Below are 25,291 nucleotides of genomic sequence, written 5' to 3'. Positions count from 1 at the left end.
TTTCGCCGACGGGCATGCCGATTGGAAACAGTATGTCCTTACGTGAGGGTTGTGAATGCGGGTGGCTTTCTACGCGCCGATGAAATCACCGAACCATCCGGTGCCGTCAGGTGACCGGCTGATGGCACGGCTGTTGATCCGGGCGCTGGAGCTTGCCGGGCACGAGGTGGATATCGTCTCCGAATTCCGCGCCTATGCCGCGACGCCGGAGGCGGCGGCCGAACTCGAACCCGCCATCCAGGCCGAATTGCAGCGGCTGCGGGAGACATGGACGTCCGGGCCGCGACCAGAGCTCTGGTTCTGCTACCACCCCTATTATAAATCGCCCGACCCTTTCGGGCCGGTCATGTCAGCCGAATTCGCCATTCCCTATGTGACGGCCGAAGCCTCCTATGCGGCAAAACGCGACAGGACCGGCTGGGCGGCTCAACAGAAGCGCGTCGGCGACGCGATCATGCAGGCGGCGGTCAATATCAGCTTCACCGATCGTGACCGGGCAGGTCTTTCCGCCGCCTTTCCGCAGGCGCGGCTTGCCGGCCTGAAACCCTTCATCGACACAGTGCTGTTCGAGAAGGTGCGGCCGGCGCCGGATCCGCGCCGGCTGATGACGGTGGCGATGATGCGGGCCGGCGACAAGATGCAAAGCTATGCGATGCTCGCAAAAGCATTGCGGCTGATCGAAGACTGGCCGTGGACGCTTGCCGTCATCGGCGATGGCCCGATGCGCCACGAGGTGCAGGCGCTGTTTGCCGGCCTTCCCGGCCGCATCGAATGGCTGGGCGAGCGGGATGGGGCTGAGATCGCCGGCTTGCTCGGGGGCGGCGGCCTCTATGTCTGGCCGGGCTGCGGTGAAGCTTACGGCCTTGCCTATCTGGAAGCCCAGGCCGCCGGCCTGCCTGTCGTGGCGCAGGCAACGGCGGGCGTGCCCGCGGTGGTCGAAGCCGGTGTGACCGGCTTGCTGACGCCGGATGGCGACGTTGCCGCCTATGCCAGGGCCGTGGCCGCCTTGCTTGACGACAGGGCGCGGCGAGAGGCCATGGGGCAGGCGGCGCGGCGCTTCGTGCTCGATGAGCGCTCGCTGGCGATGGCGGCTCAGCGGCTGGACGGAATTTTACGGGACTATGCGGTAACAGGAGCGATGCGATGACCGATGGAACAAGCTGGGAGCCGCTGCGCCGCGAGCTCGACCGCTGGCAGGCCGCCGGCCGCGTGGCGCGGTTCTGGCTACGCGACGACGATGCCATCGAGCCGACGCCCAATCTGGAGACGCTGCTGGCGCTGGCGGGTGAAAGCAAGGTTCCGCTGACGCTTGCCGTCATTCCCGGCCTGACCGGCGAGGCTTTGGCCGCGCGGCTGGCGGAGGACGCAGGCGTCACCGTCGCCGTGCACGGCTGGTCGCATATGAACCATGCGGGGCCGGAACGGAAGAAGCAGGAACTCGGCGGGGAGCGGCCGGCCGACGTCGTGCTCGGCGAGTTGCGGGAAGGCTTCCAGCGGCTTGAGCGGCTGCATCCGGCCCGCTTCCAGCCGGTGCTGGTGCCGCCGTGGAACCGCATCGACGCTGGTCTCATCCCGGCGTTGCCTGGGCTCGGATTTGCAGCGCTGTCGGTCTATGGGCGGGCAAAGCAGGATGGCCCGATGCCGCTGCTCAACACCCATGTCGACATCATCGACTGGCACGGCACGCGCGGCGGACGCAGCGAGGCGGAGCTGGTGGCCGAGCTGGTGGCGGAGCTCAGCGACCGCTTTGCCGGCAGTGACGAGCCCATCGGCGTACTCACCCATCATCTGGTGCATGACACGGCTGCCTGGGATTTCCTGTCGGCCCTGTTTGCGGTGACGGTCGGGCATCCTGCGGTGCGCTGGTCGCCGGCAACGGCACTGCTGCAAGCTTAGGCGGCCCCGCTCACCTTCGGTCTTCCTCATACTGCTCGGCGCCCGCCACCGGCCGCAGCCACGCTTCGCGGCGCTTGACCCAGAGTTCGTAGCGCGGCGTGAGCGGCGTCGGAGCTTCGGACAGGATGCCGAGCTTGATTTCCGCCTCTTCATCGTCGACGGAAAACAGTCGTGAACCACAGCCGGTGCAGAAATGCCGGCCTTGGAACTCGCCGGTTTCCCCCGTGTGCTCGAATTGGCCGGCGGGCCAGATCCCATAGAAGGTAAAGGCCGACCCGCTTTCCTTCCTGCAGTCGGTGCAATGACAGATTCCAACGCGCAAAGCTTCGCCTCGAACGGAAATCCGCACCTGCCCGCAAAGACATTGTCCGGAAAGCACGGTCATGGCCGATCCCTGTGTCGTCGATTTTGCGCTGCCGAGGAAACGGTCTGGCTCGGCATCCGTTCCGCGGCAGCCGCTAGATCACCACGATCTGGTTGTCGCGGGCGGCAAAAGATTCGGGGAAGGCGGTCTGCGCCTGTGCTTCCATCTCGGCCAGCTGTTCGTCGGTGCGGGAGGGGGCGTGATGGAACAGGGCGAAGCGCTTGGCGCCGGCCATCTTTGCCAGCTCGGTGCCGTGCTGCCAGGTCGAATGGCCGAAACCCTTGAAACGCTGCATCTCGTCTTCATTGTAGGTGCAGTCGTAGACGACGAGGTCGGCGCCCTGCATCATTTCCAGCGAGACCGGATCGTGGCTGCCGGGAATATGCTCGATGTCGTAGATCAGAGCGACCGAACGGCCCTGCCACTCGATGCGATAGCCGATGGCGCCGCCCGGATGGTTCAGCATGAAGGTCTTGATCGTGATGCCCTGATAGGGCGTCAGCGCCTGACCGGGATGGAAATCGCGGAAGTTCATCGTCGCCTGGCAGATGTCGGTCTTGACGGGAAACCAGGGCGGGCTGATGAACTGCTCGACCATTTCCCGCGTGCTCATCTTGCCGTCGAGATGGCCTGACCAGATGTTGACGTTGATCGAAGGATAATAGATCGCCTTGAAGAAGGGCAGGCCGATAATGTGGTCGTAGTGGCAGTGGCTGAAGAACAGGTCGACATCGCTGACGCCGTCGGCGAGCAATGATAAGCCCGCCTCGCGCAAGCCGGAGCCCGCGTCGAAGATCATCCGATGTTTTCCGCAGCGAATTTCGATGCAGGACGTGTTACCGCCGTAGCGGTCGAACTCGGGGCCGGATACGGGAATACTGCCGCGGACGCCCCAAAATTTTACCTGAAACAGTTCTGTCGTCATCTTTCTTCAAACCGGCCTTCCCGCATCGCCATCGTAATCATAGTTTATCCCGATGCGAAGCAGCAGAATTCCACGGGTTTGCCTGTGTCCCCTTTCCTTCTCCTAACCGCTAGCTGAAGAAGGAGTAGATTTTCCTAAGCAATCGGCTTTCGCTTCGGAAAGCAACCCAGTATGGTTGGTTTTCGGTAAACGGGCTGCTGGGATGGGACATTTTCCCGTAACTCATGCCTATTAGATGGTTGCGCGCGATTGAAAAAACAATTGCCGCCGTTCCAAGACCGAGTCCCTTGTCAAGCCGATCGCGCTCAAGGTCACTACGACGGCCCGAAGGGCAGCGCACGCGTCGGCGCGGCGTCGGCGGATTTCTCATCCCAGCTTCCATACCGGCAGAAACCGGTATCGTATGAGAAAATTCTGCTCGCTCCGGCACGAATGTTTCCTTGCCTGGCATTGCCGAAAAGCGATATATCCGATGATATAGGAAATATAAGAGACTCGTGATGCTGCAGCCTGTTGTGAACGAGACCATTGCCGAAAGCAGCTACAGGCGCATTCGGGCCGACATCATTTTCGGGCGGCTGTCGCCCGGACAAAAATTGAAGCTGGACAGCCTGAAGGAGTCCTACGAGACCAGCATCAGCACCCTCCGAGAGGTGCTGAACCGGCTCTCCTCCGAAGGGCTTGTCGTTGCCGAGGGGCAAAAAGGCTTCGAGGTTTCTCCGGTGTCGGTGTCCGACCTCAAGGAGACGGCGGCGATGAGACTGCTGCTCGAGACCCATGCCTTGGAGCAGTCATTCGCCTATGGAGACGTCGAATGGGAGGCGCCGCTGGTCTCGGCCCATTATAAATTGGCGCGGATGGAGCAGATCATGGCGACCGGCGATACCAGCCGGGCTGAGGACTGGAAGCGCTACGACTGGGAGTTCCACCAGGCCTTGATATCCGCCTGCGGCTCGAAACTGCTGATGGAAACGCACTCGGCGATCTTCGACAGATATCTCAGATATCAGATGGTTGCCTTATCCTACCGCGGCGACGTCGCCGCCAACGAACACCAACAGCTTTTGGACGCGGCGCTGCGACGTGATGCCGAGACGGCCAAACGGGTGCTCGCCTTGCATATTCAAGGCGGGGTCGAGCATGCCTTGGCGCGCGGGACTTTGAAGTAGCACCACAGAGAATGCATCTCGGCAAACCAGGGAACGCCATGCTCAAACAAGTCCATGACCCGGCTGAAACAGTCAGCGACGTCGTTTTCCGGCAGATCCGCGAGGACATTATTTCCGGGATTTTGCCGCCGGGGGCCAAGATCAAGCTGGAACAGGCCAAGGAGCGCTACTCGATCGGCATTTCGTCGCTGCGCGAAATTCTGAGCCGGCTGACCACGGAGAACCTCGTCGTCGCCGAAGGGCAGCGTGGTTTCGAAGTCAGCCCGGCTTCGCGGCGGGAGCTGCTGGAGCTTGCCGACCTGAGGATCGTTCTCGAAACGCATGCGATCGGCCTTGCCTTCGCGGCGGGAAATCTCGAATGGGAAGGGCGCATCGTCGCTGCCCATCACCGGCTGGCTGCCGCCGAGCGCAAGCTGCTGGCGGGCGACGTCTCGCGCACAGTCGACTGGGTCCGCTACGATTGGGAGTTCCATCAGGCGATCGTCTCGGCCTGCAATTCGGCGACGCTGATGGCGATGCTGTCCTCCGTCTTCGACCGCTTTCTGCGGTATCACATGCTGGCCGAAAGCTTTCGCGGCAACCCTGTCGTCGACGACCACAGGCTTTTGTTCGAGCTGTCCATTCGCCGTGACGTCGCGGGCGCGACCGAGGTGGTCAGAAGGCACGTTCAAAGCGGCGTCGAACATGTCCTCAAAAGCGGCCGAATTCTTTAGAAACAAAGTTCAATAGCCGTCCTTGGGAATGCCTTCCGGACGCATCTGCCTTTTCAGCGCGGCGATCCGGAAAATCGCATTCGGCGCGCCATATCCGCGATAGCCGCGCCGCTCGACGATCTCGAAAAAGAACCCCTCTCCATATGTGCCGCTGTAGAGCTGGAAATATTCGCCATGCTCGTCGCGGTCATAGAGGATGTTCTCCGCTTTCAGCCGCTCGGTCAGGACGGGATCGAGCCCGAAGCGTGCTTCGACGTCGTCGTAGTAGTTCGGCGAGATGTGCAGGGGCCTGAAACCGCAGGCCCGAAGTTTTTCAGCGGTTGCAAAGATGTCATCGGTTGAAAATGCCAAGTGCTGGATACCGGCCCCGAACTTCTCGGCAATGAAATGTCCGGCCAGGGTGCGGCGATTTTCGGCGCCGTTCATGGTGATGCGCAGCGCCCCCGACCGATTCTCGACGACTTGACTGCGCACCACCCCGGCTGGATCGATGATGTCGACCATCGGCGTCTTATGCGTCTCGAAGATCGACGTGTAGAACAGAAGCCAGGTGAGCATTTCATCGTAGCCCACCGTCTGGGCGACATGATCGACGCGGAGAAGGCCGGCGGACGCCGTGTCGGTCTGGTCGGCGACCGGCCGGAAGTCGATTTCGGAAAAGCGGCCCAAGGCGCTCTTGTCGTCGATGAGATAGACGATGCCGCCACCCACACCCCGAATCGCCGGCAGCTCAAGCTCACCCTCCGCGACAGGCTGGACGAAGGGCTCGGCATCCAGGGTAAGGGCGCGTGCATATGCTTTTGCCGCATCGTCGACGACGAGTGCCATGGCATAGGCAAACGTGCCGTGAACGGCATAGGCGGCGTTGGCGAACCCTGCCTGATCGACATTGACGAGGATCCGGATCTCGCCCTGCTCGAACAGAGAGACTTTCTTCGTGCGGTGGACGGCGGTCTGTTTGAATCCGAGGGTGCGCAGCAATGCCACCAGCTCGACTTCATCCTGTTCGTCGGTGGCAAACTCGACGAAGCCGACACCTTCGACGGCGGCTCGTTCCGGCATCGCCGCCCCAGCCATGCTCTCGGTGCCGAGATGGCGCCGCACCTGATCGCCGAGATAGATCAGCGAACGGTGGCCATCGGCGGCGATCGCACGCGACAAACCGCCTCGAAACTGGTCGTTGAAAATCTCCAGGGAGAAATACCCGTCGTAACCTGTGGCCGCGACGGCTTCGGTGAACGCCGTGACGGGAAGGTCGCCTTCGCCCGGCATGTTCCGGAAGTGGCGGCTCCAATAGAGCAGGTCCATGTCGATATCAGGCGCATCGGCAAGCTGGACGATGAAGATCTTCTCTTTGGGAATCGAGCGGATGGAATTGACGTCGATCTTGCGTGACAAAGTGTGGAAGCTGTCGAGGATAAGGCCGACATTCGGATGATCGGCGCGCCGCACGATCTCCCAGGCGTCGCGGTGGTCGCTGATATGGCGACCCCAGGCGAGCGCCTCGTAGCCGACGCGCAGTCCACGCCGGGCGGCACGCTCGCCGAGTTCCCGGAAATCTGCCGCTGCCCGATCGATACCGCCGATGGCTGCCGGCGAGACATTGGAGCAGACGAGCACCAGATCCGTTCCAAGCTGCTGCATCACGTCGAACTTTCGTTCGGCGCGATCAAAGGTGCGGCTTCGCAGCGGCTCCGGCATGCCCTCGAAATCACGAAATGGCTGAAACAGGGTGATCTCCAGACCATGGTCGCGGACGAGTTTTCCGACATCGGCCGGGCTTCCGTCAAACGCCAGGAAATCATTTTCGAAGATCTCGACGCCGTCGAAGCCGGCTCGGGCGATCGCCTCGAGCTTTTCCGGGAGTTCGCCGCTGATCGTCACAGTCGCAATCGAGGTCTTCATATCAAAGCCCTTTCGGTATCCAAACCGCAAACCACGGGAACATCGTCTCACTTATTATTACAAATGTCGTGAGAAATTAAAATAGCTCGGCGTATCATAAATTCTCAGATGATTTTGAAAAACTCTGTTGATTTGGCCGACCTTCTCTGGCAATCATGTCTCCACAGTCAAAGGTGAGGTGGCTGTCCGGTCCATCGACCGTCAAAGGAGGAGGAATTCCATGTTCAAATCTATGCTAACGCGCCGCAATGCGATGCTCGGAGCCGCAGCCCTGGTGGCTGCCGTCACTTTGGCGCAACCGGCCGCCGCCGTGACGCCTGATGAAATCAAGGCTCGCGGCAAAATCATCGTCGGAATTCAGGGTGACAATCCGCCTTGGGGCTTTGTGACCAGCGGCGGCAAGCAGGACGGCCTCGACGCCGACATCGCAACGCTGTTCGCCAAAGAATTGGGTGTTTCCGTCGAATTCGTACCGCTTGAAGTCAACAACCGCATTCCGGCACTGACGGCCGGCCGCGTCGACGTTCTCTTCGCGACGATGGCCATGCTGCCGGATCGCGCCAAGGCCGTGCAGTTCAGCAAGCCCTATGTTGCCAATGCCATCGTTCTGATCGGCCCCAAATCGGCTGAGATCAAGACGAATGCCGATATGGCCAAGTTCACGGTCGGCGTCGCCAAAGGTGCCGCTCAGGACACGCAGGTCACCAAGAACGCGCCGGCGAACACCACCATCCGGCGTTATGACGGCGACGCCGCGAGCGTCCAGGCTCTCGTTTCCGGCCAGGTCGATACGCTGGGCGGCAACATCTTCTATATGGACCGGGTCGAGAAGGCGCGTCCGGGCGAATTCGAAAACAAGCTCGAATTCCAGAAGCTCTACAACGGTGCCTGCACGCGTCTCGGCGAGAAGGAAATCAATGCGGCGCTGAATAGCTTCATCGACAAGATCAAGGCAAATGGCGAGCTCAAGAAAGTCTACGACAAGTGGATGAAGGTCCCGGTGCCGGAATTCCCGGAAACGCTGGAAGGCATTCCCTTCGCGGCGCACTGACATCGTTTTCTTTCGTCATGCTCGGGCTTGTCCCGAGCATCTGCCGCCGCCCGCAGTAGATCCTCGGGACAAGCCCGAGGATGACGTCGGAAGGGGCGTGAGCGTCTCGCCAAACAAGACGGGCATTCCGATGCCCGTCAACGCAATCGCCATGCCCAAGGCCCTCAGGTGCGCGACATGACCAGAACCATCTTTGTGCTCAACGGACCGAACCTCAACCTGCTCGGTGAGCGCGAGCCTGTTATCTACGGCTCGGCGACGCTGGCCGATATCAGGGACAACTGCCTCGCAAAGGCGGAGAGCCTCGGCTTTGCCATCGACTTCCGCCAGACCAATTTCGAGGGCGAGCTGGTGGAAAGTGTGCATCAGGCCCGCAAAGCGGCCTGCGGCATCATCATCAATCCGGCCGGCTATAGCTTTACCTCGATCGCTCTTCTCGATGCGCTGAAAACCTTCGATCCGCCGAAGATCGAGCTGCATATTTCCAACGTGCATGCCCGCGAGGAGATCTATCACAAATCCCTCGTCTCGCGCGTCGCCACCGCCATCATGATCGGCTTCGGCCCCCGCGGTTATGAACTCGCCATAGAAGCAATGGCCGGCATGGTGGGAGCAGTGAAGGCATGAACTACAAGTTGGATTTCACCCCGGTCATCGATGGGCTGCCGAGCCTCCTGCTCGGCTGTCTCGGGACATTCTTGCTTGCCATTTGCGGGATGCTGCTGGCGATCGTCATCGGAATTGGCGGGGTTGCCTTGCGCGACTCCGCCTTCAAGCCGGCGCGCTGGCTGGTCATCGCCTTCGTCGAGTTGATCCGCAACACGCCGTTCCTCGTCCAGATCTTCTTCATCTACTTCGCGCTTCCGCTCACCGGCATCAGGCTCGATCCAACCCCGACGGCGATCATCGCGCTCGGCATCAATGGCGGCGCCTACGCCATCGAGATCATTCGCGGCGGCGTCCAGTCGATCCCGAAGGGGCAGATGGAAGCGGGCCTCGCCCTTGGCCTGCACAAGGCGCAGGTCTTCCGGCTGATCATCCTCAAGCCGGCATTGCGGGCGATCTATCCGTCTCTGACCAGCCAGTTCGTGCTGTTGACGCTGACCACCAGCATTGCGTCGGCGATCTCGGCCTATGAGCTGACCTCCGTTTCCCAGCGGATCGAATCGGAGAGCTTCCGCAGTTTCGAGGTCTACTTCACGGTCACGGTTTTTTATTTCGTGATTTCCTGGCTGATGATGCGCCTGTTTGCGCTGTTTTCGGCCCGCTACTTCAAATACCCGGTCAAGTAGGAGGAATTCCATGGGTCACGATGAGTTCGTTTTCCTCCTGATCGGCCTGAAATGGACGGTGGTCCTATCCGCCGTCGGCTTCGTCTGCGGCTGTATTGCCGGTCTCGGCGTCGCTCTTGCCCGCGTCTCCGGCAATCCGCTGCTGGAACGCGTGACATCAGGCTACATCGCCGTCTTCCAGGGAACGCCGCTTCTGATGCAGCTTTTCGTGGTCTATTACGGCCTGGCTTTGGTGGGCTTGATGCTCGATGCCTGGGTGGCCGTCGCCATCGGACTGACGCTGCATGCCAGCGCCTATCTCGGCGAGATCTGGCGCGGATCGATCGAAGCGGTCCCGCGCGGCCAGACGGAAGCGGCAAAGGCTTTGAGCCTCCGTTACATCTCCCGCATGAGGGACGTCATCCTGCCGCAGGCGCTGCGTATCTCGCTGCCGGCCACGGTCGGTTTCCTCGTGCAGCTGATCAAAGGCACCTCGCTGGCCTCGATCGTCGGTTTCACCGAGCTGACGCGGGCCGGCAACATCATCTCCAATCAGATCTTCCAGCCGCTGACGGTCTTCGGCATCGTCGGCATCCTGTATTTCCTGATGTGCTGCCCGCTGACGATTCTCGGCGCGCGCCTCGAGCGAAAGTTCGCCGCCTCTGCGCGCTGATCCGCATCCCTTGTTCTTCGATGCGGCCTTGGCCGCCAATCCTGGAGTTCTACCGATGACCAGTCCCATTCCTGCCCGAGCCGGAGACCCCATGATCACCATGGCGCAGGTGGAAAAGTGGTACGGCTCGTTTCAAGCCCTTCACGACATCAACATGACGGTTCGCAGCGGCGAGAGGATCGTCCTATGCGGGCCTTCCGGCAGCGGCAAGTCGACGCTCATTCGCTGTATCAACCATCTCGAGACCTACCAGAAGGGAGAAATCCGGGTCGGCGGCATCGTCCTGAGCGACCAGGCCAAGACCATCGATGCGATCCGCCGCGAGGTCGGCATGGTCTTCCAGCAGTTCAATCTGTTTCCGCATCTGACCGTGCTGCAGAACTGCATGCTGGCGCCGATGAAGGCGATCGGCGTCGGCCGGGCGGAAGCCGAGGAACGCGCCCGCGGGCTGCTCGAGCGGGTCAAGATCCTGGAGCAGGCCGACAAATACCCGGTCCAGCTTTCCGGCGGCCAGCAGCAGCGCGTCGCCATTGCCCGGGCGCTCTGCATGCGGCCGAAAGTGATGCTGTTCGACGAACCGACCTCGGCGCTCGACCCGGAGATGGTCAAGGAGGTGCTGGATACGATGATCGCGCTGGCCGACGAGGGCATGACGATGATCTGCGTCACCCACGAAATGGGCTTTGCCCGCCAGGTCGCCGACCGGGTGATCTTCATGGCCAGCGGCGCGATCGTCGAGGAAGCCCCGCCGGCCGAATTCTTCACCAACCCACGGCACGAGCGAACCCGAAAATTTCTCGGAGAAATCCTGCGGAAGTAAGCCGTTTCAACGCGGATCAACCATCAAATCTCGCCCATTCTCGGAGCCGATCATGAAGCCGCTGGAGATTGCAGTCATGGGAGCCGGCCTGATCGGCAGACGCCATGCCGAGCGGGTGATATCCGAGCCCGGAACCGTTCTCTCCGCCGTGGTCGATCCGTCTTCGGCCGGTCGTGATTTCGCCCGGAATACCGGCATCCTGTGGTATCGCAGCTTCTCGGACATGCCTGCCGAGGACAGACCTGACGGCGTCATCGTCGCAACGCCGAACCAGCTTCACGTCGAGAACGGACTGGAAGTCATCGCCGCGGGCATTCCTGTTCTCTTGGAAAAACCGATCGCCGACGATGTCGATGCCGCTGCAAGGCTCGTTGCCGCCGGCGAGAGGGCAGGGATCCCGCTCCTGGTCGGCCATCACCGGCGCTACAACCCGATCGTTCAGGCCGCCAAGCAGATCGTCGACGGCGGCAGGCTTGGCCGGATCGTCACGGTGCATGGCACCTTCTGGGTCGCCAAGCCTGACGACTATTTCGACATCCCCTGGCGGCGTGAGGCGGGCGCCGGCCCGGTCTTCGTCAACCTGATCCACGATGTCGACCTGTTCCGATTTCTGTTCGGCGAAGTCGAAGCCGTGCATGCGATGGAATCGCACGCCGTGCGGCACCACGCCGTCGAGGATACGGCCGTCGTCTCCCTGCGGTTCGCCAGCGGCATTCTGGCCACGCTCACCGGCAGCGATGCCGTGGCCGCGCCCTGGAGCTGGGAGGCGACCACCGGCGAGAACCCTGCGTTTCCCCGCTATGCCGGTCATTGCTACCAGATCGGCGGCACCAAGGGTTCGCTCGGCTTGCCTGATTTGACGCTCTGGACGAGCACGTCGAAGCCGGATTGGCTGGAGCAGCTCGCCGAGGAGCGCATGCCCTGCGAAGCAGCCGATCCGCTTTGCCTTCAGCTCAGCCATTTTTGCGATGTCATTCGCGGCGATGCCGCGCCTCTCGTCAGCGGGCGAGAGGGCCTCGCCACCCTCAAGGTCGTCGAAGCGATCAAGAGATCGGCAAGCTCGGGGACGATGATCCACCTCTCTGAAAGTCCAGCCACATGATCACCGGGACGACCAAACTCATCGCCCATCTCGGCTATCCCACCGAGTCCTTCAAGGCGCCTCTGATCTACAATCCGTATTTCGAAAAGACCGGGATCGACGCGGTCGTCGTGCCGATGGGCTGCAGGCCGGAGGACTATCCCGCCTTCTTGAAGCTTTGCTTCCGGCTCTCCAATATTCACGGCGCGCTGATCACCATGCCGCACAAGATTTCGACGATGGCGCTGCTCGACGAAGCATCGACCAACGCCAAAGTCGCGGGCTCGTGCAATGCGGTGCGTCTCGGTTCGGACGGCAGGCTGATCGGCGACATGTTCGACGGCGAGGGTTTCGTTCGCGGCGTTCTGCGCAAGGGCAAGAAGGTCGAAGGCGCGCAGGCGCTCGTCGTCGGTGCCGGTGGCGTCGGCTCGGCGATCGCCGCGTCGCTGGCGCAGGCCGGTGTGGCCCATCTGGCGATCTTCGACGCCAATGCGACGACCGCGGCCGCGCTGCTCGACCGGCTGAAGACATATTATCCGCAGCTGCAGGTCACGATCGGCTCTCTCGATCCGGCCGGTTTCGACATTGTCGTCAACGCCACCCCGCTCGGCATGCGGCGGAACGATCCTCTACCCATCGATGTCGAGCGCATTTCCCCATCGACCTTTGTGGGCGAAGTCGTGATGAGCCGGGAGATCACCCCTTTTCTCGAAGCCGTACGGGCGCGGGGCTGCGCCTTTCAAGTCGGGACGGACATGTTGTTCGAACAAATCCCGGCCTATCTCGAATTCTTCGAATTCCCGACAACGACGGCCGATAATTTGCGTGCAATAGCTAAGCTCGGGTGATCACCTAGGATCGCGCGAATATCGGCGACGCGGCGCAGAGGCAAAGGATGAAGACAAAGCGGAAGTTCAAAAGATGCTTTCGAAGCGATCCACAGCTCGGTTGAAGCCATGTACGATGCCGGCACAGCCGACAAAGAAACGATGCGCTCCTTCGATGAAACTTGTCTCGTTTCGCTCGAGGTAGACGCGCGAAGGGCGGATATGAAAGATTGCGACGCGCTTTAGGCCGCTCCAAGCCTTTTGATATTTCCCGTCAACTCCTTCGCCAGCCGCAGGCTGGCGGCGGTTGCCATCGCCATCTGCGGCAGCAGCAGCCATTCGAGCGTCCAGGCTGCACCGGAGCGTTCCTGTTCATGGACGAGGGATTGATGGATGCCCGACAGAAGAGTGGCGTTGAAGCGGGCAAGCGAGATCAGGGCCTCGGCGGCCACCGGGTTCTGCTTGTGGGCCATTGCCGACGAGGTGCCGCCGCCTGAGATTTCGATCTCGTCGCCTGCCTGGGCGAGCAGGGCGATATCCTGGCCGATCTTGCCGAGGCTTCCCGAAATCGACGCGAACAGGCCGGCGATATCGGCGATCGGCAGACGGCCGCTCTGCCATTGCGGTCTGTCGGTAAGGCCGAGTTCCCCGGCGAGCGAGGCGCGGATTGCCGGGCCTTGCGCGCCGAGCTTGTCCAGCGTGCCGGCGGCCCCACCGAACTGGACGGGAAAACTCTGCTCGGTCAGGCGGTCGCGATAGGTCGCCAGCGGCGCGCGCCAGGCATTGAGGCGATCAGTGACAGTGATCGGGATCGCCGCCTGCATGCGGGTATGGCCCATCAGCCGGTTTTGGCCGAACTGGCGGTCAAGCCCATCGAGCCCTGCGTCAATTGCGGAAAGCCGGCCGGCAAACAGGAAGACGACGGCCTTCAACCGGATCATCAGGCTGGTGTCGATCACATCCTGGCTGGTGGCGCCGAGATGCAGGCTCTTGGCCGCGTCCTCGCCGACCGCGATGCGCAGCTGCCTGACGAGGTCGGGTACGACGACGCCATCCCTTGCCGTTGCCGCTCGAAGAGCCGACACATCGGGGGAAAAGGCGGCGCAGGTGTCGGCAATCTTCCTTGCGGCGTCGCCGGGGATGAGGCCATGCGCTGCTTCGGCCCTTGCGAGCGCGGCCTCGAAGGAGAGCATGGCGCGGATATCGGCCTCGGCGGAGAAGTAGGGCGCGATTTCGTCGTCGCCGAGCAGGCCGGAGAGGAAGGGATGGTCGAAGGGCGATGCGGTCATGGTTTGCTCGTTTGTGGTGGTGGCCCCCTCATCCGGCTGCCGCCACCTTCTCCCCGCTGGGGAGAAGGGAATCGCGGCGGCGTCGGCGCCTTATGGGCAGATATTCTCGCGTGGCACTGTTCCCCTCTCCCCTTGGGGAGAGGGCAGGGTGAGGGGGCTGCTTGCGCGGAGCCTTCCGAACAAGCGACCAGCACCTCTCAAATATCCAGAAACACCGTCTCCTTGGGGCCTTGCAGATGAATGTCGAAATGGCAGGTCGCGCCGTCGCGGGTGGCGACCATCGTTGCGACGCGTTCGCGATGTTCGATGCGCGACAGCAGCGGGTCGCTAGCGTTGGCCTCCGTCTCCTCCGGGAAATACATGCGCGTATGCAGGCCGATATTGATGCCGCGGGCGACGATCCAGACGGTGATGTGCGGGGCTTGTCTGCGGCCGTCCTTGAAGGGAACGCGGCCGGGCTTGATGGTCTCGAAGCTGTAGACGCCGTCCTCGGCGCGGGTCGGGCAGCGGCCCCAGCCGGTAAAGTTCGGGTCGGCGGCGCCGCGCATTTCCGACGGGCTGTTGTAGAGGCCGGCGCTGTCGGCCTGCCAGATCTCGATAACGGCATCGCGCACCAATGCGCCGGCGCCGTCGAAGATCCGGCCGGTGACGGTGATGCGTTCGCCGAGCGTCTTGTCATTGACCATCTCGATGCCGAGATCGGTGCCGTAGACGCCCGCTATGTCGCAGAAATTCGGCGTCAGGCCGATGTGGACATAGGGGCCCGCCGTCTGCGACGGGGTTTCCTTGAGATAGCCGAGCTGCTGCATGGTTAGTTGCCCTCCAGCCTGTTTTCGAACATCGTTGAGCGGCGGCCGCGCAGCACGATATCGAATTTATAGGCGCGTGAATCCATCGGAATGGTATTGCCCCAGTCGAGCGGCGCGATCAGTTGCTCGATCGCCGCCTTATCGGGGATGGTGCCGACGATCGGACATTTCCAAATCATCGGATCGCCCTCGAAATACATCTGGGTGATCAGGCGCTGGGCAAAGCCGTGGCCGAAGATCGAGAAATGGATATGGGCAGGGCGCCAGTCGTTGACGCCGTTCGGCCAAGGGTAGGCGCCGGGGCGGACGGTGCGGAAATGGTAACGGCCTTCCTCGTCGGTGATGGCGCGGCCGCAGCCGCCGAAATTCGGGTCGATCGCCGCGAGATAGGTTTCCTTCTTGTGGCGGTAGCGGCCGCCGGCATTGGCCTGCCAGAATTCGACCAGGGCGCCGGCTACCGGCTTGGCGCGCTCGTCGAGCACGCGGCCGTGGACGATGATGCGCTCGCCGATGGCGCTTTCGCCGGGCTGCGCGTAGTTCAGGATCAGGTCGTTATCGAGCTCGCCGATCATCGAATGGCCGAAGACCGGGCCTGTCGTTTCTGAGATCGTGCCGTCGAGCGACAGCAGCGCGCGCTGCGGCGCGCGCAGCACGGAGGTCTTGTAGCCAGGGGTCAGCGCCGGCGCATGCCAGGCACGGTCGCGGCCGAAGAAGGCGCCGGTCTCGGGCTTTTGGTTGGGTCGTTCGGACATGTCTCTCCCTCAGGCCGCCTTTTCGGCGTCCATTTGTGCAAAGGCCTGCTTGGCAATCTTGATCGCATGATTGGCGGCGGGAACGCCGGCATAGATCGCCACATGCAGCAGCGCCTCGCAAATATCCTCGCGGCTTGCCCCGGTATTGGCGGTGGCGCGCACATGCATGGCGACCTCGTCGTCCTGGCCGAGAGCCGCGAGCAGGGCAATGGTGACGATCGAGCGCTCGCGCTTCGTCAGCGCCGGGCGCGACCAGACATGACCCCAGGCGGCTTCGGTGATCAGCTCCTGGAAGGGGCGGTCGAACTCGGTCGTTGCGGCGGCGGCGCGGTCGACATGGGCGTCGCCGAGCACGGCGCGGCGGGTCGCCATGCCCTGCCGATAGCGCTCGGAGGCGGCGGTCTCATTCATGGGCTGTTTTCTCCAGGCGGAAAGGATGTGAGGAAGGCGCGGATGATCGCCGTCAACGCCTCCGGCTGCTCGACGCAGGGGATGTGGGCGCAATCGGGGATGACTTCGTAACGGGCGCCAGGGATAAGCCGCGCCGTGGAGAGCACGAGATCGGGCGGCGTCGAGCCGTCCTGGTCGCCGACGATGCAGATCGTCGGCACTGCGATCGTCTTTGCCAGCTCGGTGAAATCGGCGTCGCGGATCGCGGCACAGGCGGCGATATAACCCTCGACGGGCTGGCGCGTCAGCATATTGCAATAGCCGGAATAGGCGGTGTTTTCGGGCCTGCGGAAGGCCGGCGTGAACCAGCGCTCCATGATGGCGTCGACGATGCTGCCGATACCATCTTTCTCGACGGCGGCGATGCGGGCGTTCCAGCTCTCCGCCGTGCCGATCTTGTGGGCGGTGTCGCAAAGGATGAGCGCGCTGACCAGATCCGGCCGCCGCTGATAAAGCGACTGGGCGATCAGGCCGCCGACGGAGAGGCCTGAGATGACGGCATTCTTAACCGACAAGAGATCGAGCAGGCCGGCGAGATCCGTCGCATGGTCCTCGATCGATGAGGGGAGCTGGCCGACATCGGAAAGGCCGTGGCCGCGCTTGTCGTAAAGCACGATGGCGAAGTCGCCGGCGAGCCGCACCACGACGTCGCGCCAGATGCGGAAATCTGTCCCGAGCGAATTGGTAAAGACGATCACCGGCCTGTCGGCCGGGGCGCCGATGACCTGATAATGGATCGTCACGTCGTTTATGCGGGCGAATTGCACGTTACGTCCTCCTTGTTCAAGTCCGAGCCCCCACCCTCCGTCATGTTCGGGCTTGACCCGAACATCCACACGGCACCCACAAGCTGCGGCATGGATCCTCGGCTCAAGGCCGAGGATGACGGAGTGTGGGTTGGCTTTCCCGCCAAACTCGCCTAGGCCTGCAGCGGCATCTCGTCGGATGCTTCACCAAGCCGGCATTCATTTTCTTCCTGCGCGCATCACAACAGCCACGGGCCGTCGCTGCGGCGACTGGCTCTTTCCGCGCACCCTGCCTTCATTTCAAAACTGAATGGTTGATCCGGTTAAGTAAAATGATATTTTCAGGCATTTCGATAACCTGGGAGTTATGCGAGCGATGATCGACAGCCGCGTCAAGTTTCGTCATCTGCAGACCTTTGTCGAGGTGGCGCGGCAGAAGAGCGTCATGAAGGCGGCCGAATTGCTGCATGTCAGCCAGCCGGCGGTGACGAAGACGATCCGCGAGCTGGAACAGGCGCTGGGTGTTGCCGTCTTCGAACGCGACGGCCGCGGCATCAAGATCACCCGCTACGGCGAGGTCTTCCTGCGCCATGCCGGAGCGGCGCTGACGGCGCTGCGCCAGGGTCTCGATTCCGTCTCGCAGGAGCAGTTTTCCGATGCGCCGCCGATCCGGATCGGCGCGCTGCCGACGGTGTCGTCGCGGATCATGCCGCGAGCGATGGAACTCTTCCTCAAGGAGCGGACCTGGAGCCGGGTGAAGATCGTCACCGGCGAGAATGCCGTGCTCCTGGAGCAACTTCGTGTCGGCGATCTGGACCTCGTCGTCGGCCGCCTGGCAGGCGCCGAAAAGATGGCGGGCTTTTCCTTCGAACATCTCTATTCCGAGCAGGTGGTGTTTGCCGTGCGCGCCGGCCATCCGCTGCTCGACGGCCGGCGATCGCTGTTTTCAGGTTTCGGCGACTACACGGTGCTGATGCCAACCCGGGGTTCGATCATCCGGCCGGTGGTTGAAAATTTCCTCATCGCCAACGGCGTCGCGAGCCTGCCGAACCAGATCGAGACGGTGTCGGATTCTTTCGGCCGCGCCTTCCTCAGGGCAAGCGATGCGATCTGGATTATTTCCAACGGCGTGGTGGCCGACGATGTCGCCGACGGGCGGCTGGCGCTGCTGCCGGTCGATACCGGCGAAACCAGGGGGCCTGTGGGGTTGACGATGCGCGCTGATGCCGTGCCGTCGGCGCCGCAATCGATCCTGATGCAGACGATCCGCGAGGCGGCAGCGGAGCTTTCCTGACGCCCGGCTCTTTAAATTTGATTGATGTTTGCCCATATTTGGACTATGTCTAATTCAAGACAGGAGAGCGCTATGCCGCACGCACGACGCAGGGATCGGGAAGACCAGGGGCGGCAGCGGCTGGAAACCGGACGCTTTGCCCCGGCAAACCGCCGGCGGTTGAGCGCGCCGGCCTTGCGAACCTTCCTGGCGATCGCCGATCTCTGGGGCTTGAACGAAGAACAGCGGCTGCTGATGCTCGGCTATCCCTCTCGGTCGACCTACCACAGCTGGGCCAAGCAGGCGCGCGAGCACGGCACTTTCATCCTTGATGTCGATACGCTGACCCGGATCTCCGCGGTGCTCGGCATTCATCAGGCGCTCGGCGTGCTTTTTGCCGATGACCGCGCCGGCGTCGCCTGGCTGCGCATGCCGCATCAGGCGCCGGTTTTCGGCGGGCATCCGCCGCTTGACGTGGTGACGAACGGAACCCAGGACGGGATGATAACCGTCCGCCGATTTCTCGATGGCGCCCGAGGCGGTGTCTACATGCAGCCGAACAGGCTCGACGAAGCCTTCACGCCTTACGAAGATGCGGACATCGTCTTCCGGTGAGCGACCGTTATGCTCAGGCGCCGCGGCCGTCCTGCCGGCTGATCCCGTCGCAATTTCCGCCGATCGGGCTTTTCGATACGGTGGCGAGGGCGGCCGATCTCGAAGCCGTAATGGAGCTCGTCGGCTGGACCAACGACCGTCTCGTCGCCGACCGCATCCAGCGGCTTCCCAGGGATCAATGGGTTTACGGCATGCCCAACGCCAGCATCGTCATGGCGGCCTTCCTGCATGTCGCCCCCGGCGGCATGCGCTTCAACGGCCCCGATCTCGGCGCCTGGTATGCCGCCGACAATCTGAAGACAGCCGCCGCCGAGGTCGGCCACCACCTCCGGCGCGAGACTTTGGCGCGCGGGGTGGCGACGATGGCACGGACCTATCGAAGCTATTCGGCCACGCTGATCGGCGATTACCTCGACATTCGCGGCGAACAGACGCTGCGGCCCGATGTCTATGACGGCACCAGCTATGCGGCGTCGCAGGTGCTGGGCGAACAGCTGCGCTCGAGCGGCGGTGCCGGCATCCTCTATGACAGTGTCCGGCTGCGAGGCGGCGTCAACATCGCCGCGCACCGGCCGAAGAACATTCGCGACGTGGTGCAGGCCGATCACTTCGAAATTACCGTTTTCGCCACCGACCGGCGCATCGATGTCAGGAAGCTTGCGGCCTGATGGCGACAGTCGCGAGGTGATGCCTAAACCTGCAGCCGCTCGGCCCACGCCTTTGCCGTCTTCGCCATCGTGGCGAGGTGATCGGCGGCGGAGAAGCCGGAGATCGTCTTGCGCGGCTTGAGGTCGTGGTCGCCGTCCTCCAGCCAGAGGATCTCGATCCGGTCGGAGAGATCATAACCCGGCACCTCGTCCCGCGTGCCGAATTCGTCGCGGGTACCCTGGCAGATCAGCGCCGATGTCGCGAGCCTGGTGAGATGGGCGGTGCGGAGTTTCTTCGGCTCGCCGGGGGGATGAAAGGGATAGCCGAGGCAGAGCAGGCCGGCGACCTTCCCCTGACGATGGAGATCGTCGGCGATCATGCTGGCGACCCGGCCGCCCATCGACTTGCCGCCGATGATCAGCGGGCCGCTGACGCCGAGTTCTGCAATCGCCGCCTCGTATTCGGGATTGAGCGTTTCGGCGCGCGGCGGCGGCTTGCGACCCTCCGCCGTGCGCCGCGCCGCCATGTAGGCGAATTCAAAGCGTGCGACACGGAAACCGACGCCGGCGAGCGCCTCAGCCGCTGATGTCATCGATGCCGAGTCCATCGGCGCGCCGGCGCCATGCGCAAGAAGGAGGGTGAAGCGTGCATCATGGGGGCCTTGAAGCAGAAACCTGTCAGACATCGGCAATCCTCCATCCCGTCATCGGAACCATGTCGGCGCCCGTGACTTTTCCTCGAAAGGAGACGGACAATGTCGACGAATGATGAAAACGTAAAGCCCGAACAGCGCCGCCCCAAAGATGTCGGAACCGTTCCGGAAAAGCCGGAGCCGGCTGACGCAGAATCCATGGCGACGCCGGCCGTGCAGCCTGAAGGCGTCAAGGACAAAAGTGAGCGGCCGGTGGTCAATCCCGTGACCGGCGTAGCCTTTTAGCGGCTGATGTGAAGAACCGCCCTTGAAACCGCCTCACAAAAGGTACATATACCGGCCCTGCCTGAAAAATGGATGCGCGTGGTATCGACGTCGTCGAACTGCTCGCTGTCCGACAGGATAAGGGCGCTCCCCGCAAGGGTCGAGCGCCCTTTTTGCTTCTCGGACATCGGGTGGACCACGGCCTTGGGTTCGTGTTGGAGGCGATAGCCGGCAATTCCCTCCATAGTCTATATAGCACTTCGGAATCCCGAAATTGGCTGCATCATTGGAATTATTGCATATTTCCCTGCGGCAACGGCGCTGAAAAGGCGGCGGATTTCGGAATCCCGAAGCGGGGGAATTTCGGGATTCCGAAGTGGGATTTTTTTCTCGCCGCCGTTTTTCGCGCCGCTGCCGTGCTTGTGGCAAGAATGGCGTCCGGTTCCAATGAGAGCGAAGATCATTCCATCTCCCGCGTGCTCACCGTCAGAAAATCGATGAAGGTGCGGACCTTGGCCGAGAGATATTTGCGGCTCGGATATACGGCGTAAAGTGTGCTGTTGAAGCCGAGCATAATGGCCGGAAGCACGATCTCCAGCCGGCCGGCTTCGATGTCCTGCTCGGCCATCCATTTCGGCAGGAAGGCCAGGCCCATGCCACGCAGGGCCGCCAGGTGCATAATTGTCTCGTTGTCGCTCAGCATCACGGTGCGGAAGGTGATCTTGTGTGGTCCGTCCGGAGCTTCCAGCGACATGCTTTCCCCGAGGTTGATGCCGGAGTAGCGAAGCAGTGCGTGGCCGTTGAGTTCGGCGATGTTCTGCGGGCGCCCGGTTCGCTCGAGATAATCAGGCGAGGCCATCAGACGGAACTGCACATTCGTCAGCGGGCGGGCGACGAGGCCCGGATCGAGCCGGTCTTGCGACGTTGCCCGCAGCGCAAGATCGAAACCTTCGTCAACCAGATTCACCAGCCGGCCGCTGAGATCCAAGTCCAGGCAGACGTCGGGGTAGCGCCGATTATACGCTGCCAGCATGTCGGTAAAATAGTTGGTTGCCGCCCAAACCGGCGCACTCAATTTCAAGGTACCACGGGGAGCCACCGTCACGTTGCCGATGGCGTCTTCCACCTCGTCCAGCCGTTCGAGCATCTCCCTGGTCTGGTTGAAATAAAGCCGCCCGGTCTCCGTCAGGCTGACATGGCGGCTGGTTCGGTTGAGCAGCCGTGTCCCCAGCCGGTTCTCGAGCTGCATCACATGCTTGCTCGCCATGGCCGGCGAAACGCCAAGGCGGTCGGCGGCAGAGGTGAAGCTTTTCAGTTCGGCGACGGTGCAGAACACCCGCAGGCTCGTCAACGTGTCCATTCGATCATCAACATCCAGGAAACGGTTCTTCAATATCCGCCACATTGATCAATGATGGAGAAAAAATCAAAGTCTTCCGCAACAACACCCATCGAAGCCCGCCGACGCTCGCGGCAATGATGCGAAAGGACGATTGCGGTGACAGACTCTCGACTCCCGACCTATTTCATCAGCCATGGCGGTGGCCCCTGGCCCTACATGACCGGCGAATTCCGCCGCAACTTCGACGTGCTCGAACAGTCGCTGGTCGACATGCGCGCCGAACTCGGCGGCGCGCCGAAGGCGATCCTCGTCGTCTCGGGTCACTGGGAAGAGGAGGGTTTTGCCATATCGTCGGGCGTCAAGCCCGGCATGGTCTACGACTATCACGGCTTTCCGGAACACCTCTACCACATCACCTACAATGCCCCGGGTTCGCCTGATCTGGCAAACCGCGTGCAGCAGCTGCTTCGCACGGGCGGCATCGAAGCGGCGCTTGATCCGACGCGCGGTTATGATCACGGCACGTTCAGCATCATGAAGCCGCTCTATCCGGAAGAGAACATTCCTGTCGTGCAGCTTTCGCTGGATGCGGGTTACGATCCGGCGCTGCACATCAGGGTCGGCCGGGCGCTGGCGCCCTTGCGTGACGAGGGCGTGCTGATCATCGGCAGCGGTCTCAGTTATCACAACCTTTCGGCCATGCGCGGCACCGGCGGATACGAGCCGTCCCGCCGCTTCGACGCCTGGCTTCAGGAAACGCTGGTCCACGCGCCCTCCGACAAGCGCACCGAGCGGCTGATCGAGTGGCAGCAGGCGCCGGCTGCCCGGGCGGCGCATCCGCGCGAAGACCACCTCATTCCGCTGATGGTGGTGGTCGGCGCCGCCGAGAACGAAGCCGGTGCCACCACCTATCACCAGAAGGACTTCGCCGGCGGGGTTACCGCATCGAGCTTCCGTTTCGGCCGCGTCCCCTCAACCCCTCAATCACATGGAGACGCGCAATGACCAGCGAAACCTTCAAGCCGATCGTCTACCTCAAGGAAAACTGCCCCTTCTGTCTCAAGGTTCGCCTCTTTCTTCTGGAATCGGGGCTGGCCTCGGACGTGGAAAGCCGCGACTTCACTCCTGGAACCGAGCAGGAGGAGAAGATCCGGGCGGAGCTTTCGCCGCATCTCGACAAGGTGAGCTTTCCCTCGGCGCAGCTCGAGCCCGGCCGCTACATTGCTGAATCCGATGATATCGTTGCATTTTTCGCAGCGAAGGCCGGCCGCGATCCGGCAGGCATGACGGTTTACCGGAACTATGTCGATGGTGTCTTCGCCATGTCGATGAAGCTCTGGAAAGAAAACCAGGAACTCAAGAAGGCGGCCTCCGCCGCCTGATCTCCCATCAACCTCTTTGGAGAAACTCGATGATCAATACCGGCAAATGGACGCCATACGTCCTTGCACTTCTGCGCATCATAACGGCCTTACTCTTCCTCGAACACGCGACCATGAAGTTTCTGCAGTTTCCGGGTCCGATTCAAGGGGTACCCTATCCGCTGCCCGCCATCCTGCTGGTAGCAGGAGCGATCGAAGTGATCACCTCAGCTCTGATGCTCGTCGGATTTCAAACGCGCATCGCGGCATTCATCGCTTCGGGCGAAATGGCTGCCGCCTATTTCATGGGCCACACGCCGTATGGTTTCTGGCCCTCGCTGAACATGGGCGAGCCCGCCATCCTGTTCTGCTTCATCTTCCTCTACATCGCCTTTGCCGGCGGCGGAGCCTGGACGCTCGACAATGCGCGGCGTTCCGCCACGGCCTGAGACGGCACTATGCGGAAATCGCCCATGCCTGGCTGTCGAGCGGCAGCCGGGCACAGGCACAAACGAGACGAAAATTCTGGAGACCTGCAATGCAAGCGGCACTTCTCAAATCCTACGGTGATGTCGATCAGTTCGAAGTCGCGGATCTTCCGACACCGAAGCCCGGACCGGGCGAAGTCCTGATCAACATCGCGGCATCCGCCGTCAATCCTTTCGATCTCATCCTCCGCCAGGGCTTCATGGCCCAGTATATTCCGCTTCCGCTGCCGGCAGTGCTCGGCGGTGACGCCGCCGGCACCATCTCGGCACTCGGCGAAGGCGTGACCGGTTTTGCGGTCGGCGACCGGGTTGTCGCCGATTTTGCCGCAAACGGCAAAGGCGCCCATGCAGAGTATGGTGTCGTTCCCGCCACATCGATCGCAAGGCTGCCCGCTGCCCTCAGCTTCGAGCAGGGCGCCTCGCTGGTCAAGGCAGGTCTCACTGGGCGGCAGACCGTCGAAGCGCTCGGCGTCAAGGCTGGCGACCGGGTTCTCGTTTCCGGCGGTCTCGGCACGGTCGGACGGTCCGCCATCCAATACCTCAAGCAGGTCGGCGCAAAGCCGGTTGCCGGGGTCCGGCCCGAGCGGCTGAACGAAGGCCGGGAGCTGGCGGGCGAGGCGCTCGACATCACGGTTCCCGCCGCAAGCCCGAGCTTCGACTATGCGATCAGCACGGCCGGGCCGGTGGCCGGCAACCTCATCACTCACGTCCGCGACGGTGGCACGGTTGCAAGCATCGTTCCGGTGCCGGACGGCGCCAATGCCGGAAGCCGGATTATCATCCGCGAACTCTACCATCGCACCGACGCGACCATGCTCGACGCCGTTCTGGCATCCGCCGCCAGCGGTGAATTGGTAATCCCGATTTCACACACCTTCCCGCTGGAGCAGATCGGCCTTGCCCAGAGCGCGGTTGCGGCAGGTGCTCCGGGGAAGGTCGTTCTCAAACACTGAGAGACAAAGACGCGGCCAGGCGTCACACGGACGACAGCACCGGCATGACGTTCTTCATGCCGGTGCTGCCGTCCGCTTATGCAGTTTTTCTGTTCCGTTGCTCCCCAAAGGCGGATTTTTCGCGCCGCCGCTGTCGATTTTCGCATCCTCCGATCGTCATGCCAACGATGTGCTTATTCCCTTTGCGGCTTCAGCACGTTCTTGGCGCGTCAGAGACGCGCGGCAATAGAAGGAGGATATGTCATGGACAACAGGCATCTGGTCCCCGCCGCCGTGCTTGCGGCAAAGAATGGCGTAAAGTTTCCCAATGAGAGCGAGGAATATCGCATCGCCCGCGACGCGCTGCTCGCCGAAGAGATCGAATTGCGCCGCCATATCGAGCGTGTCGCGAAACAGCGCCGGGCGCTGCCGCCGGGCGGCGAAGTGAAAAAGGACTATCGCTTCGAAGGCGCCGGTGGGCCGATATCGCTGACCGAACTCTTCGCCGACAAGGATACGCTGATCGTCTACAGCTATATGTTCGGCCCGGAACGCGAGCGCCCATGCCCGATGTGCACCTCGCTGCTGTCGGCCTGGGACGGCGAAGTGCCCGACATCCAGCAGCGCGCCGCCCTTGCCGTCGTCGCGCTGTCGCCGATCGACAGGCTGCTCGCCTTCAAGAAGGAGCGCGGCTGGCACCACCTGCCGCTCTATTCCGACACGACAGGCGATTATAGCCGCGACTACCACGCCATCGGCAGAGGCGGCGGCGATGACGCCGCCTATAATGTCTTCACGCGCCGCGACGGCACCATCCGCCATTTCTGGAGTCAGGAAATGGGCGAGGTGACCTCCGATCCCGGCGAGGATCCGCGCGGCGCCCCCGACCTGATGCCGCTCTGGACCGTGATCGACACGACGCCGGAAGGCCGGGCGCCGGACTGGTATCCGAAGCTGTCTTATTGAAGCTGCCCT

Annotated in this window: 31 protein-coding genes; 20 read left to right on the top strand and 11 right to left on the bottom strand. The window is 62.3% G+C overall.

Going from position 1 to position 25,291, the window contains the following annotated elements; genetic code table 11:
- Positions 1–55: 55 nt before the first annotated feature.
- Positions 56–1,147: a glycosyltransferase family 4 protein gene (locus tag CO667_RS00985; protein ID WP_097616504.1), complete on the top strand. Its 1,092-nt coding sequence runs from the start codon at positions 56–58 to the stop codon at positions 1,145–1,147.
- On the top strand, positions 1,144–1,896 hold the full coding sequence (locus CO667_RS00980) for a polysaccharide deacetylase family protein (protein WP_097616503.1): 753 nt from the start codon (positions 1,144–1,146) through the stop codon (positions 1,894–1,896). Before CO667_RS00985 ends, CO667_RS00980 begins: the two co-directional genes overlap by 4 nt.
- Positions 1,897–1,906: 10 nt before the next feature.
- Here CO667_RS00980 and CO667_RS00975 read toward each other — a convergent pair whose 3' ends face one another.
- Both CO667_RS00975 and CO667_RS00970 read right to left on the bottom strand, forming a co-directional pair.
- Entirely contained in the window at positions 1,907–2,281 is a 375-nt protein-coding gene (locus CO667_RS00975; protein ID WP_097616502.1) for a GFA family protein, read from the bottom strand.
- A gap of 73 nt (positions 2,282–2,354) precedes the next feature.
- A complete protein-coding gene (locus CO667_RS00970) occupies positions 2,355–3,185 on the bottom strand; it encodes an MBL fold metallo-hydrolase (RefSeq protein ID WP_097616501.1) in 831 nt (276 codons plus the stop codon).
- 500 nt (positions 3,186–3,685) lie between these two features.
- Here CO667_RS00970 and CO667_RS00965 point away from each other — a divergent pair, with 500 nt between their 5' ends.
- Positions 3,686–4,354 (top strand): GntR family transcriptional regulator, encoded by a 669-nt coding sequence (locus tag CO667_RS00965; RefSeq protein ID WP_097616500.1) that lies wholly within the window; start codon positions 3,686–3,688, stop codon positions 4,352–4,354.
- A gap of 38 nt (positions 4,355–4,392) precedes the next feature.
- Positions 4,393–5,067, top strand: a complete 675-nt coding sequence (locus tag CO667_RS00960; protein ID WP_097616882.1) for a GntR family transcriptional regulator — start codon at positions 4,393–4,395, stop codon at positions 5,065–5,067.
- 9 nt (positions 5,068–5,076) lie between these two features.
- Here the strand turns inward: CO667_RS00960 and CO667_RS00955 are convergent, their stop codons facing one another.
- Positions 5,077–6,972, bottom strand: a complete 1,896-nt coding sequence (locus CO667_RS00955) for a sugar phosphate isomerase/epimerase and 4-hydroxyphenylpyruvate domain-containing protein (RefSeq protein ID WP_097616499.1) — start codon at positions 6,970–6,972, stop codon at positions 5,077–5,079.
- Positions 6,973–7,192: 220 nt separating this feature from the next.
- Between CO667_RS00955 and CO667_RS00950 the strand changes: the two genes are divergently transcribed.
- The 7 genes from CO667_RS00950 to CO667_RS00920 all read left to right on the top strand — a co-directional run bounded on the left by CO667_RS00950 (position 7,193) and on the right by CO667_RS00920 (position 12,716).
- Complete coding sequence (locus CO667_RS00950; protein WP_097616498.1) at positions 7,193–8,023, top strand: transporter substrate-binding domain-containing protein; 831 nt, start codon at positions 7,193–7,195, stop codon at positions 8,021–8,023.
- 177 nt (positions 8,024–8,200) lie between these two features.
- Positions 8,201–8,650, top strand: coding sequence for a type II 3-dehydroquinate dehydratase (locus CO667_RS00945; RefSeq protein WP_097616497.1), 450 nt, complete (start codon positions 8,201–8,203; stop codon positions 8,648–8,650).
- Complete coding sequence (locus CO667_RS00940) at positions 8,647–9,315, top strand: amino acid ABC transporter permease (protein WP_097616496.1); 669 nt, start codon at positions 8,647–8,649, stop codon at positions 9,313–9,315. The genes CO667_RS00945 and CO667_RS00940 overlap by 4 nt, the downstream gene beginning before the upstream one ends.
- Positions 9,316–9,325: 10 nt before the next feature.
- Positions 9,326–9,967 carry an amino acid ABC transporter permease gene (locus CO667_RS00935; protein WP_097616495.1) on the top strand — a complete coding sequence of 214 codons (642 nt, stop codon included), beginning with the start codon at positions 9,326–9,328 and terminating at the stop codon, positions 9,965–9,967.
- A gap of 55 nt (positions 9,968–10,022) precedes the next feature.
- Entirely contained in the window at positions 10,023–10,787 is a 765-nt protein-coding gene (locus CO667_RS00930; protein ID WP_097616494.1) for an amino acid ABC transporter ATP-binding protein, read from the top strand.
- Positions 10,788–10,839: 52 nt separating this feature from the next.
- Positions 10,840–11,889, top strand: a complete 1,050-nt coding sequence (locus CO667_RS00925) for a Gfo/Idh/MocA family oxidoreductase (RefSeq protein WP_097616493.1) — start codon at positions 10,840–10,842, stop codon at positions 11,887–11,889.
- Entirely contained in the window at positions 11,886–12,716 is an 831-nt protein-coding gene (locus CO667_RS00920; RefSeq protein WP_097616492.1) for a ThiF family adenylyltransferase, read from the top strand. Before CO667_RS00925 ends, CO667_RS00920 begins: the two co-directional genes overlap by 4 nt.
- Positions 12,717–12,937: 221 nt before the next feature.
- On the opposite strand, the gene CO667_RS00915 is transcribed toward CO667_RS00920, so the two are convergent.
- The 5 genes from CO667_RS00915 to pcaD form a co-directional block, all read right to left on the bottom strand.
- Positions 12,938–13,984, bottom strand: a complete 1,047-nt coding sequence (locus tag CO667_RS00915; RefSeq protein ID WP_097616491.1) for a 3-carboxy-cis,cis-muconate cycloisomerase — start codon at positions 13,982–13,984, stop codon at positions 12,938–12,940.
- A 197-nt stretch (positions 13,985–14,181) separates the two neighbouring features.
- Positions 14,182–14,793: a protocatechuate 3,4-dioxygenase subunit alpha gene (pcaG, locus tag CO667_RS00910; RefSeq protein WP_097616490.1), complete on the bottom strand. Its 612-nt coding sequence runs from the start codon at positions 14,791–14,793 to the stop codon at positions 14,182–14,184.
- 2 nt (positions 14,794–14,795) lie between these two features.
- Positions 14,796–15,545, bottom strand: coding sequence for a protocatechuate 3,4-dioxygenase subunit beta (gene pcaH / locus CO667_RS00905; RefSeq protein ID WP_097616489.1), 750 nt, complete (start codon positions 15,543–15,545; stop codon positions 14,796–14,798).
- 9 nt (positions 15,546–15,554) lie between these two features.
- A complete protein-coding gene (gene pcaC, locus CO667_RS00900; protein WP_097616488.1) occupies positions 15,555–15,956 on the bottom strand; it encodes a 4-carboxymuconolactone decarboxylase in 402 nt (133 codons plus the stop codon).
- Positions 15,953–16,762, bottom strand: coding sequence for a 3-oxoadipate enol-lactonase (gene pcaD / locus CO667_RS00895; RefSeq protein WP_097616487.1), 810 nt, complete (start codon positions 16,760–16,762; stop codon positions 15,953–15,955). The genes pcaC and pcaD overlap by 4 nt, the downstream gene beginning before the upstream one ends.
- Positions 16,763–17,117: 355 nt before the next feature.
- Between pcaD and pcaQ the strand changes: the two genes are divergently transcribed.
- The 3 genes from pcaQ to CO667_RS00880 all read left to right on the top strand — a co-directional run bounded on the left by pcaQ (position 17,118) and on the right by CO667_RS00880 (position 19,297).
- Positions 17,118–18,035, top strand: a complete 918-nt coding sequence (pcaQ, locus tag CO667_RS00890) for a pca operon transcription factor PcaQ (RefSeq protein WP_097616486.1) — start codon at positions 17,118–17,120, stop codon at positions 18,033–18,035.
- Between the two features lie 72 nt (positions 18,036–18,107).
- Positions 18,108–18,629 carry an MbcA/ParS/Xre antitoxin family protein gene (locus tag CO667_RS00885; RefSeq protein WP_097616485.1) on the top strand — a complete coding sequence of 174 codons (522 nt, stop codon included), beginning with the start codon at positions 18,108–18,110 and terminating at the stop codon, positions 18,627–18,629.
- A complete protein-coding gene (locus CO667_RS00880) occupies positions 18,626–19,297 on the top strand; it encodes an RES family NAD+ phosphorylase (protein ID WP_097616484.1) in 672 nt (223 codons plus the stop codon). Before CO667_RS00885 ends, CO667_RS00880 begins: the two co-directional genes overlap by 4 nt.
- A 23-nt stretch (positions 19,298–19,320) precedes the next feature.
- Here CO667_RS00880 and CO667_RS00875 read toward each other — a convergent pair whose 3' ends face one another.
- Entirely contained in the window at positions 19,321–19,962 is a 642-nt protein-coding gene (locus CO667_RS00875; RefSeq protein ID WP_097616483.1) for an alpha/beta family hydrolase, read from the bottom strand.
- A 69-nt stretch (positions 19,963–20,031) separates the two neighbouring features.
- On the opposite strand from CO667_RS00875, the gene CO667_RS00870 reads away from it, so the two are divergent.
- Positions 20,032–20,214, top strand: coding sequence for a hypothetical protein (locus CO667_RS00870; RefSeq protein WP_097616482.1), 183 nt, complete (start codon positions 20,032–20,034; stop codon positions 20,212–20,214).
- Between the two features lie 227 nt (positions 20,215–20,441).
- Here CO667_RS00870 and CO667_RS34620 read toward each other — a convergent pair whose 3' ends face one another.
- Together CO667_RS34620 and CO667_RS00860 are read right to left on the bottom strand one after the other, a co-directional pair.
- Positions 20,442–20,657 (bottom strand): hypothetical protein, encoded by a 216-nt coding sequence (locus CO667_RS34620; RefSeq protein WP_143540683.1) that lies wholly within the window; start codon positions 20,655–20,657, stop codon positions 20,442–20,444.
- Positions 20,654–21,553 (bottom strand): LysR family transcriptional regulator, encoded by a 900-nt coding sequence (locus CO667_RS00860; protein WP_097616881.1) that lies wholly within the window; start codon positions 21,551–21,553, stop codon positions 20,654–20,656. Before CO667_RS00860 ends, CO667_RS34620 begins: the two co-directional genes overlap by 4 nt.
- A gap of 138 nt (positions 21,554–21,691) precedes the next feature.
- Here CO667_RS00860 and CO667_RS00855 point away from each other — a divergent pair, with 138 nt between their 5' ends.
- The 5 genes from CO667_RS00855 (at position 21,692) to CO667_RS00835 (ending at position 25,282) form a co-directional block, all read left to right on the top strand.
- Positions 21,692–22,540, top strand: coding sequence for a class III extradiol ring-cleavage dioxygenase (locus tag CO667_RS00855; protein WP_097616480.1), 849 nt, complete (start codon positions 21,692–21,694; stop codon positions 22,538–22,540).
- Positions 22,537–22,917, top strand: a complete 381-nt coding sequence (locus tag CO667_RS00850) for a glutathione S-transferase N-terminal domain-containing protein (RefSeq protein WP_097616479.1) — start codon at positions 22,537–22,539, stop codon at positions 22,915–22,917. Before CO667_RS00855 ends, CO667_RS00850 begins: the two co-directional genes overlap by 4 nt.
- Positions 22,918–22,946: 29 nt before the next feature.
- Complete coding sequence (locus CO667_RS00845) at positions 22,947–23,345, top strand: DoxX family protein (RefSeq protein ID WP_097616478.1); 399 nt, start codon at positions 22,947–22,949, stop codon at positions 23,343–23,345.
- An 89-nt stretch (positions 23,346–23,434) separates the two neighbouring features.
- Complete coding sequence (locus CO667_RS00840; RefSeq protein WP_097616477.1) at positions 23,435–24,337, top strand: NADP-dependent oxidoreductase; 903 nt, start codon at positions 23,435–23,437, stop codon at positions 24,335–24,337.
- 243 nt (positions 24,338–24,580) lie between these two features.
- Positions 24,581–25,282, top strand: coding sequence for a DUF899 family protein (locus tag CO667_RS00835; protein WP_097616476.1), 702 nt, complete (start codon positions 24,581–24,583; stop codon positions 25,280–25,282).
- Positions 25,283–25,291 lie beyond the last annotated feature (9 nt).

Source organism: Rhizobium sp. L43, assembly GCF_002531725.1.
In the GTDB taxonomy this organism is placed as follows: domain Bacteria; phylum Pseudomonadota; class Alphaproteobacteria; order Rhizobiales; family Rhizobiaceae; genus Rhizobium.
Note: the sequence above shows the minus strand (reverse complement) of the source record. Positions and strands in the feature narration are given on the sequence as shown.

Excerpts from the sequence above, each read along its gene's own strand:
- CO667_RS00970 (WP_097616501.1), bottom strand. The coding sequence starts at position 3,185 with ATGACGACAGAACTGTTTCAGGTAAAATTTTGGGGCGTCCGCGGCAGT.
- CO667_RS00885 (WP_097616485.1), top strand. The coding sequence starts at position 18,108 with ATGCCGCACGCACGACGCAGGGATCGGGAAGACCAGGGGCGGCAGCGG.
- CO667_RS00870 (WP_097616482.1), top strand. The coding sequence starts at position 20,032 with ATGTCGACGAATGATGAAAACGTAAAGCCCGAACAGCGCCGCCCCAAA.
- CO667_RS00980 (WP_097616503.1), top strand. The coding sequence starts at position 1,144 with ATGACCGATGGAACAAGCTGGGAGCCGCTGCGCCGCGAGCTCGACCGC.
- pcaG (WP_097616490.1), bottom strand. The coding sequence starts at position 14,793 with ATGCAGCAGCTCGGCTATCTCAAGGAAACCCCGTCGCAGACGGCGGGC.
- pcaC (WP_097616488.1), bottom strand. The coding sequence starts at position 15,956 with ATGAATGAGACCGCCGCCTCCGAGCGCTATCGGCAGGGCATGGCGACC.
- CO667_RS00985 (WP_097616504.1), top strand. The coding sequence starts at position 56 with ATGCGGGTGGCTTTCTACGCGCCGATGAAATCACCGAACCATCCGGTG.
- CO667_RS00915 (WP_097616491.1), bottom strand. The coding sequence starts at position 13,984 with ATGACCGCATCGCCCTTCGACCATCCCTTCCTCTCCGGCCTGCTCGGC.
- CO667_RS00950 (WP_097616498.1), top strand. The coding sequence starts at position 7,193 with ATGTTCAAATCTATGCTAACGCGCCGCAATGCGATGCTCGGAGCCGCA.
- pcaH (WP_097616489.1), bottom strand. The coding sequence starts at position 15,545 with ATGTCCGAACGACCCAACCAAAAGCCCGAGACCGGCGCCTTCTTCGGC.
- CO667_RS00955 (WP_097616499.1), bottom strand. The coding sequence starts at position 6,972 with ATGAAGACCTCGATTGCGACTGTGACGATCAGCGGCGAACTCCCGGAA.
- CO667_RS34620 (WP_143540683.1), bottom strand. The coding sequence starts at position 20,657 with ATGATCTTCGCTCTCATTGGAACCGGACGCCATTCTTGCCACAAGCAC.
- CO667_RS00965 (WP_097616500.1), top strand. The coding sequence starts at position 3,686 with ATGCTGCAGCCTGTTGTGAACGAGACCATTGCCGAAAGCAGCTACAGG.
- CO667_RS00940 (WP_097616496.1), top strand. The coding sequence starts at position 8,647 with ATGAACTACAAGTTGGATTTCACCCCGGTCATCGATGGGCTGCCGAGC.
- CO667_RS00930 (WP_097616494.1), top strand. The coding sequence starts at position 10,023 with ATGACCAGTCCCATTCCTGCCCGAGCCGGAGACCCCATGATCACCATG.
- CO667_RS00960 (WP_097616882.1), top strand. The coding sequence starts at position 4,393 with ATGCTCAAACAAGTCCATGACCCGGCTGAAACAGTCAGCGACGTCGTT.
- CO667_RS00875 (WP_097616483.1), bottom strand. The coding sequence starts at position 19,962 with ATGTCTGACAGGTTTCTGCTTCAAGGCCCCCATGATGCACGCTTCACC.
- CO667_RS00920 (WP_097616492.1), top strand. The coding sequence starts at position 11,886 with ATGATCACCGGGACGACCAAACTCATCGCCCATCTCGGCTATCCCACC.
- CO667_RS00945 (WP_097616497.1), top strand. The coding sequence starts at position 8,201 with ATGACCAGAACCATCTTTGTGCTCAACGGACCGAACCTCAACCTGCTC.
- CO667_RS00845 (WP_097616478.1), top strand. The coding sequence starts at position 22,947 with ATGATCAATACCGGCAAATGGACGCCATACGTCCTTGCACTTCTGCGC.
- CO667_RS00835 (WP_097616476.1), top strand. The coding sequence starts at position 24,581 with ATGGACAACAGGCATCTGGTCCCCGCCGCCGTGCTTGCGGCAAAGAAT.
- CO667_RS00850 (WP_097616479.1), top strand. The coding sequence starts at position 22,537 with ATGACCAGCGAAACCTTCAAGCCGATCGTCTACCTCAAGGAAAACTGC.
- CO667_RS00925 (WP_097616493.1), top strand. The coding sequence starts at position 10,840 with ATGAAGCCGCTGGAGATTGCAGTCATGGGAGCCGGCCTGATCGGCAGA.
- pcaQ (WP_097616486.1), top strand. The coding sequence starts at position 17,118 with ATGATCGACAGCCGCGTCAAGTTTCGTCATCTGCAGACCTTTGTCGAG.
- CO667_RS00860 (WP_097616881.1), bottom strand. The coding sequence starts at position 21,553 with ATGGACACGTTGACGAGCCTGCGGGTGTTCTGCACCGTCGCCGAACTG.
- CO667_RS00935 (WP_097616495.1), top strand. The coding sequence starts at position 9,326 with ATGGGTCACGATGAGTTCGTTTTCCTCCTGATCGGCCTGAAATGGACG.
- CO667_RS00975 (WP_097616502.1), bottom strand. The coding sequence starts at position 2,281 with ATGACCGTGCTTTCCGGACAATGTCTTTGCGGGCAGGTGCGGATTTCC.
- CO667_RS00840 (WP_097616477.1), top strand. The coding sequence starts at position 23,435 with ATGCAAGCGGCACTTCTCAAATCCTACGGTGATGTCGATCAGTTCGAA.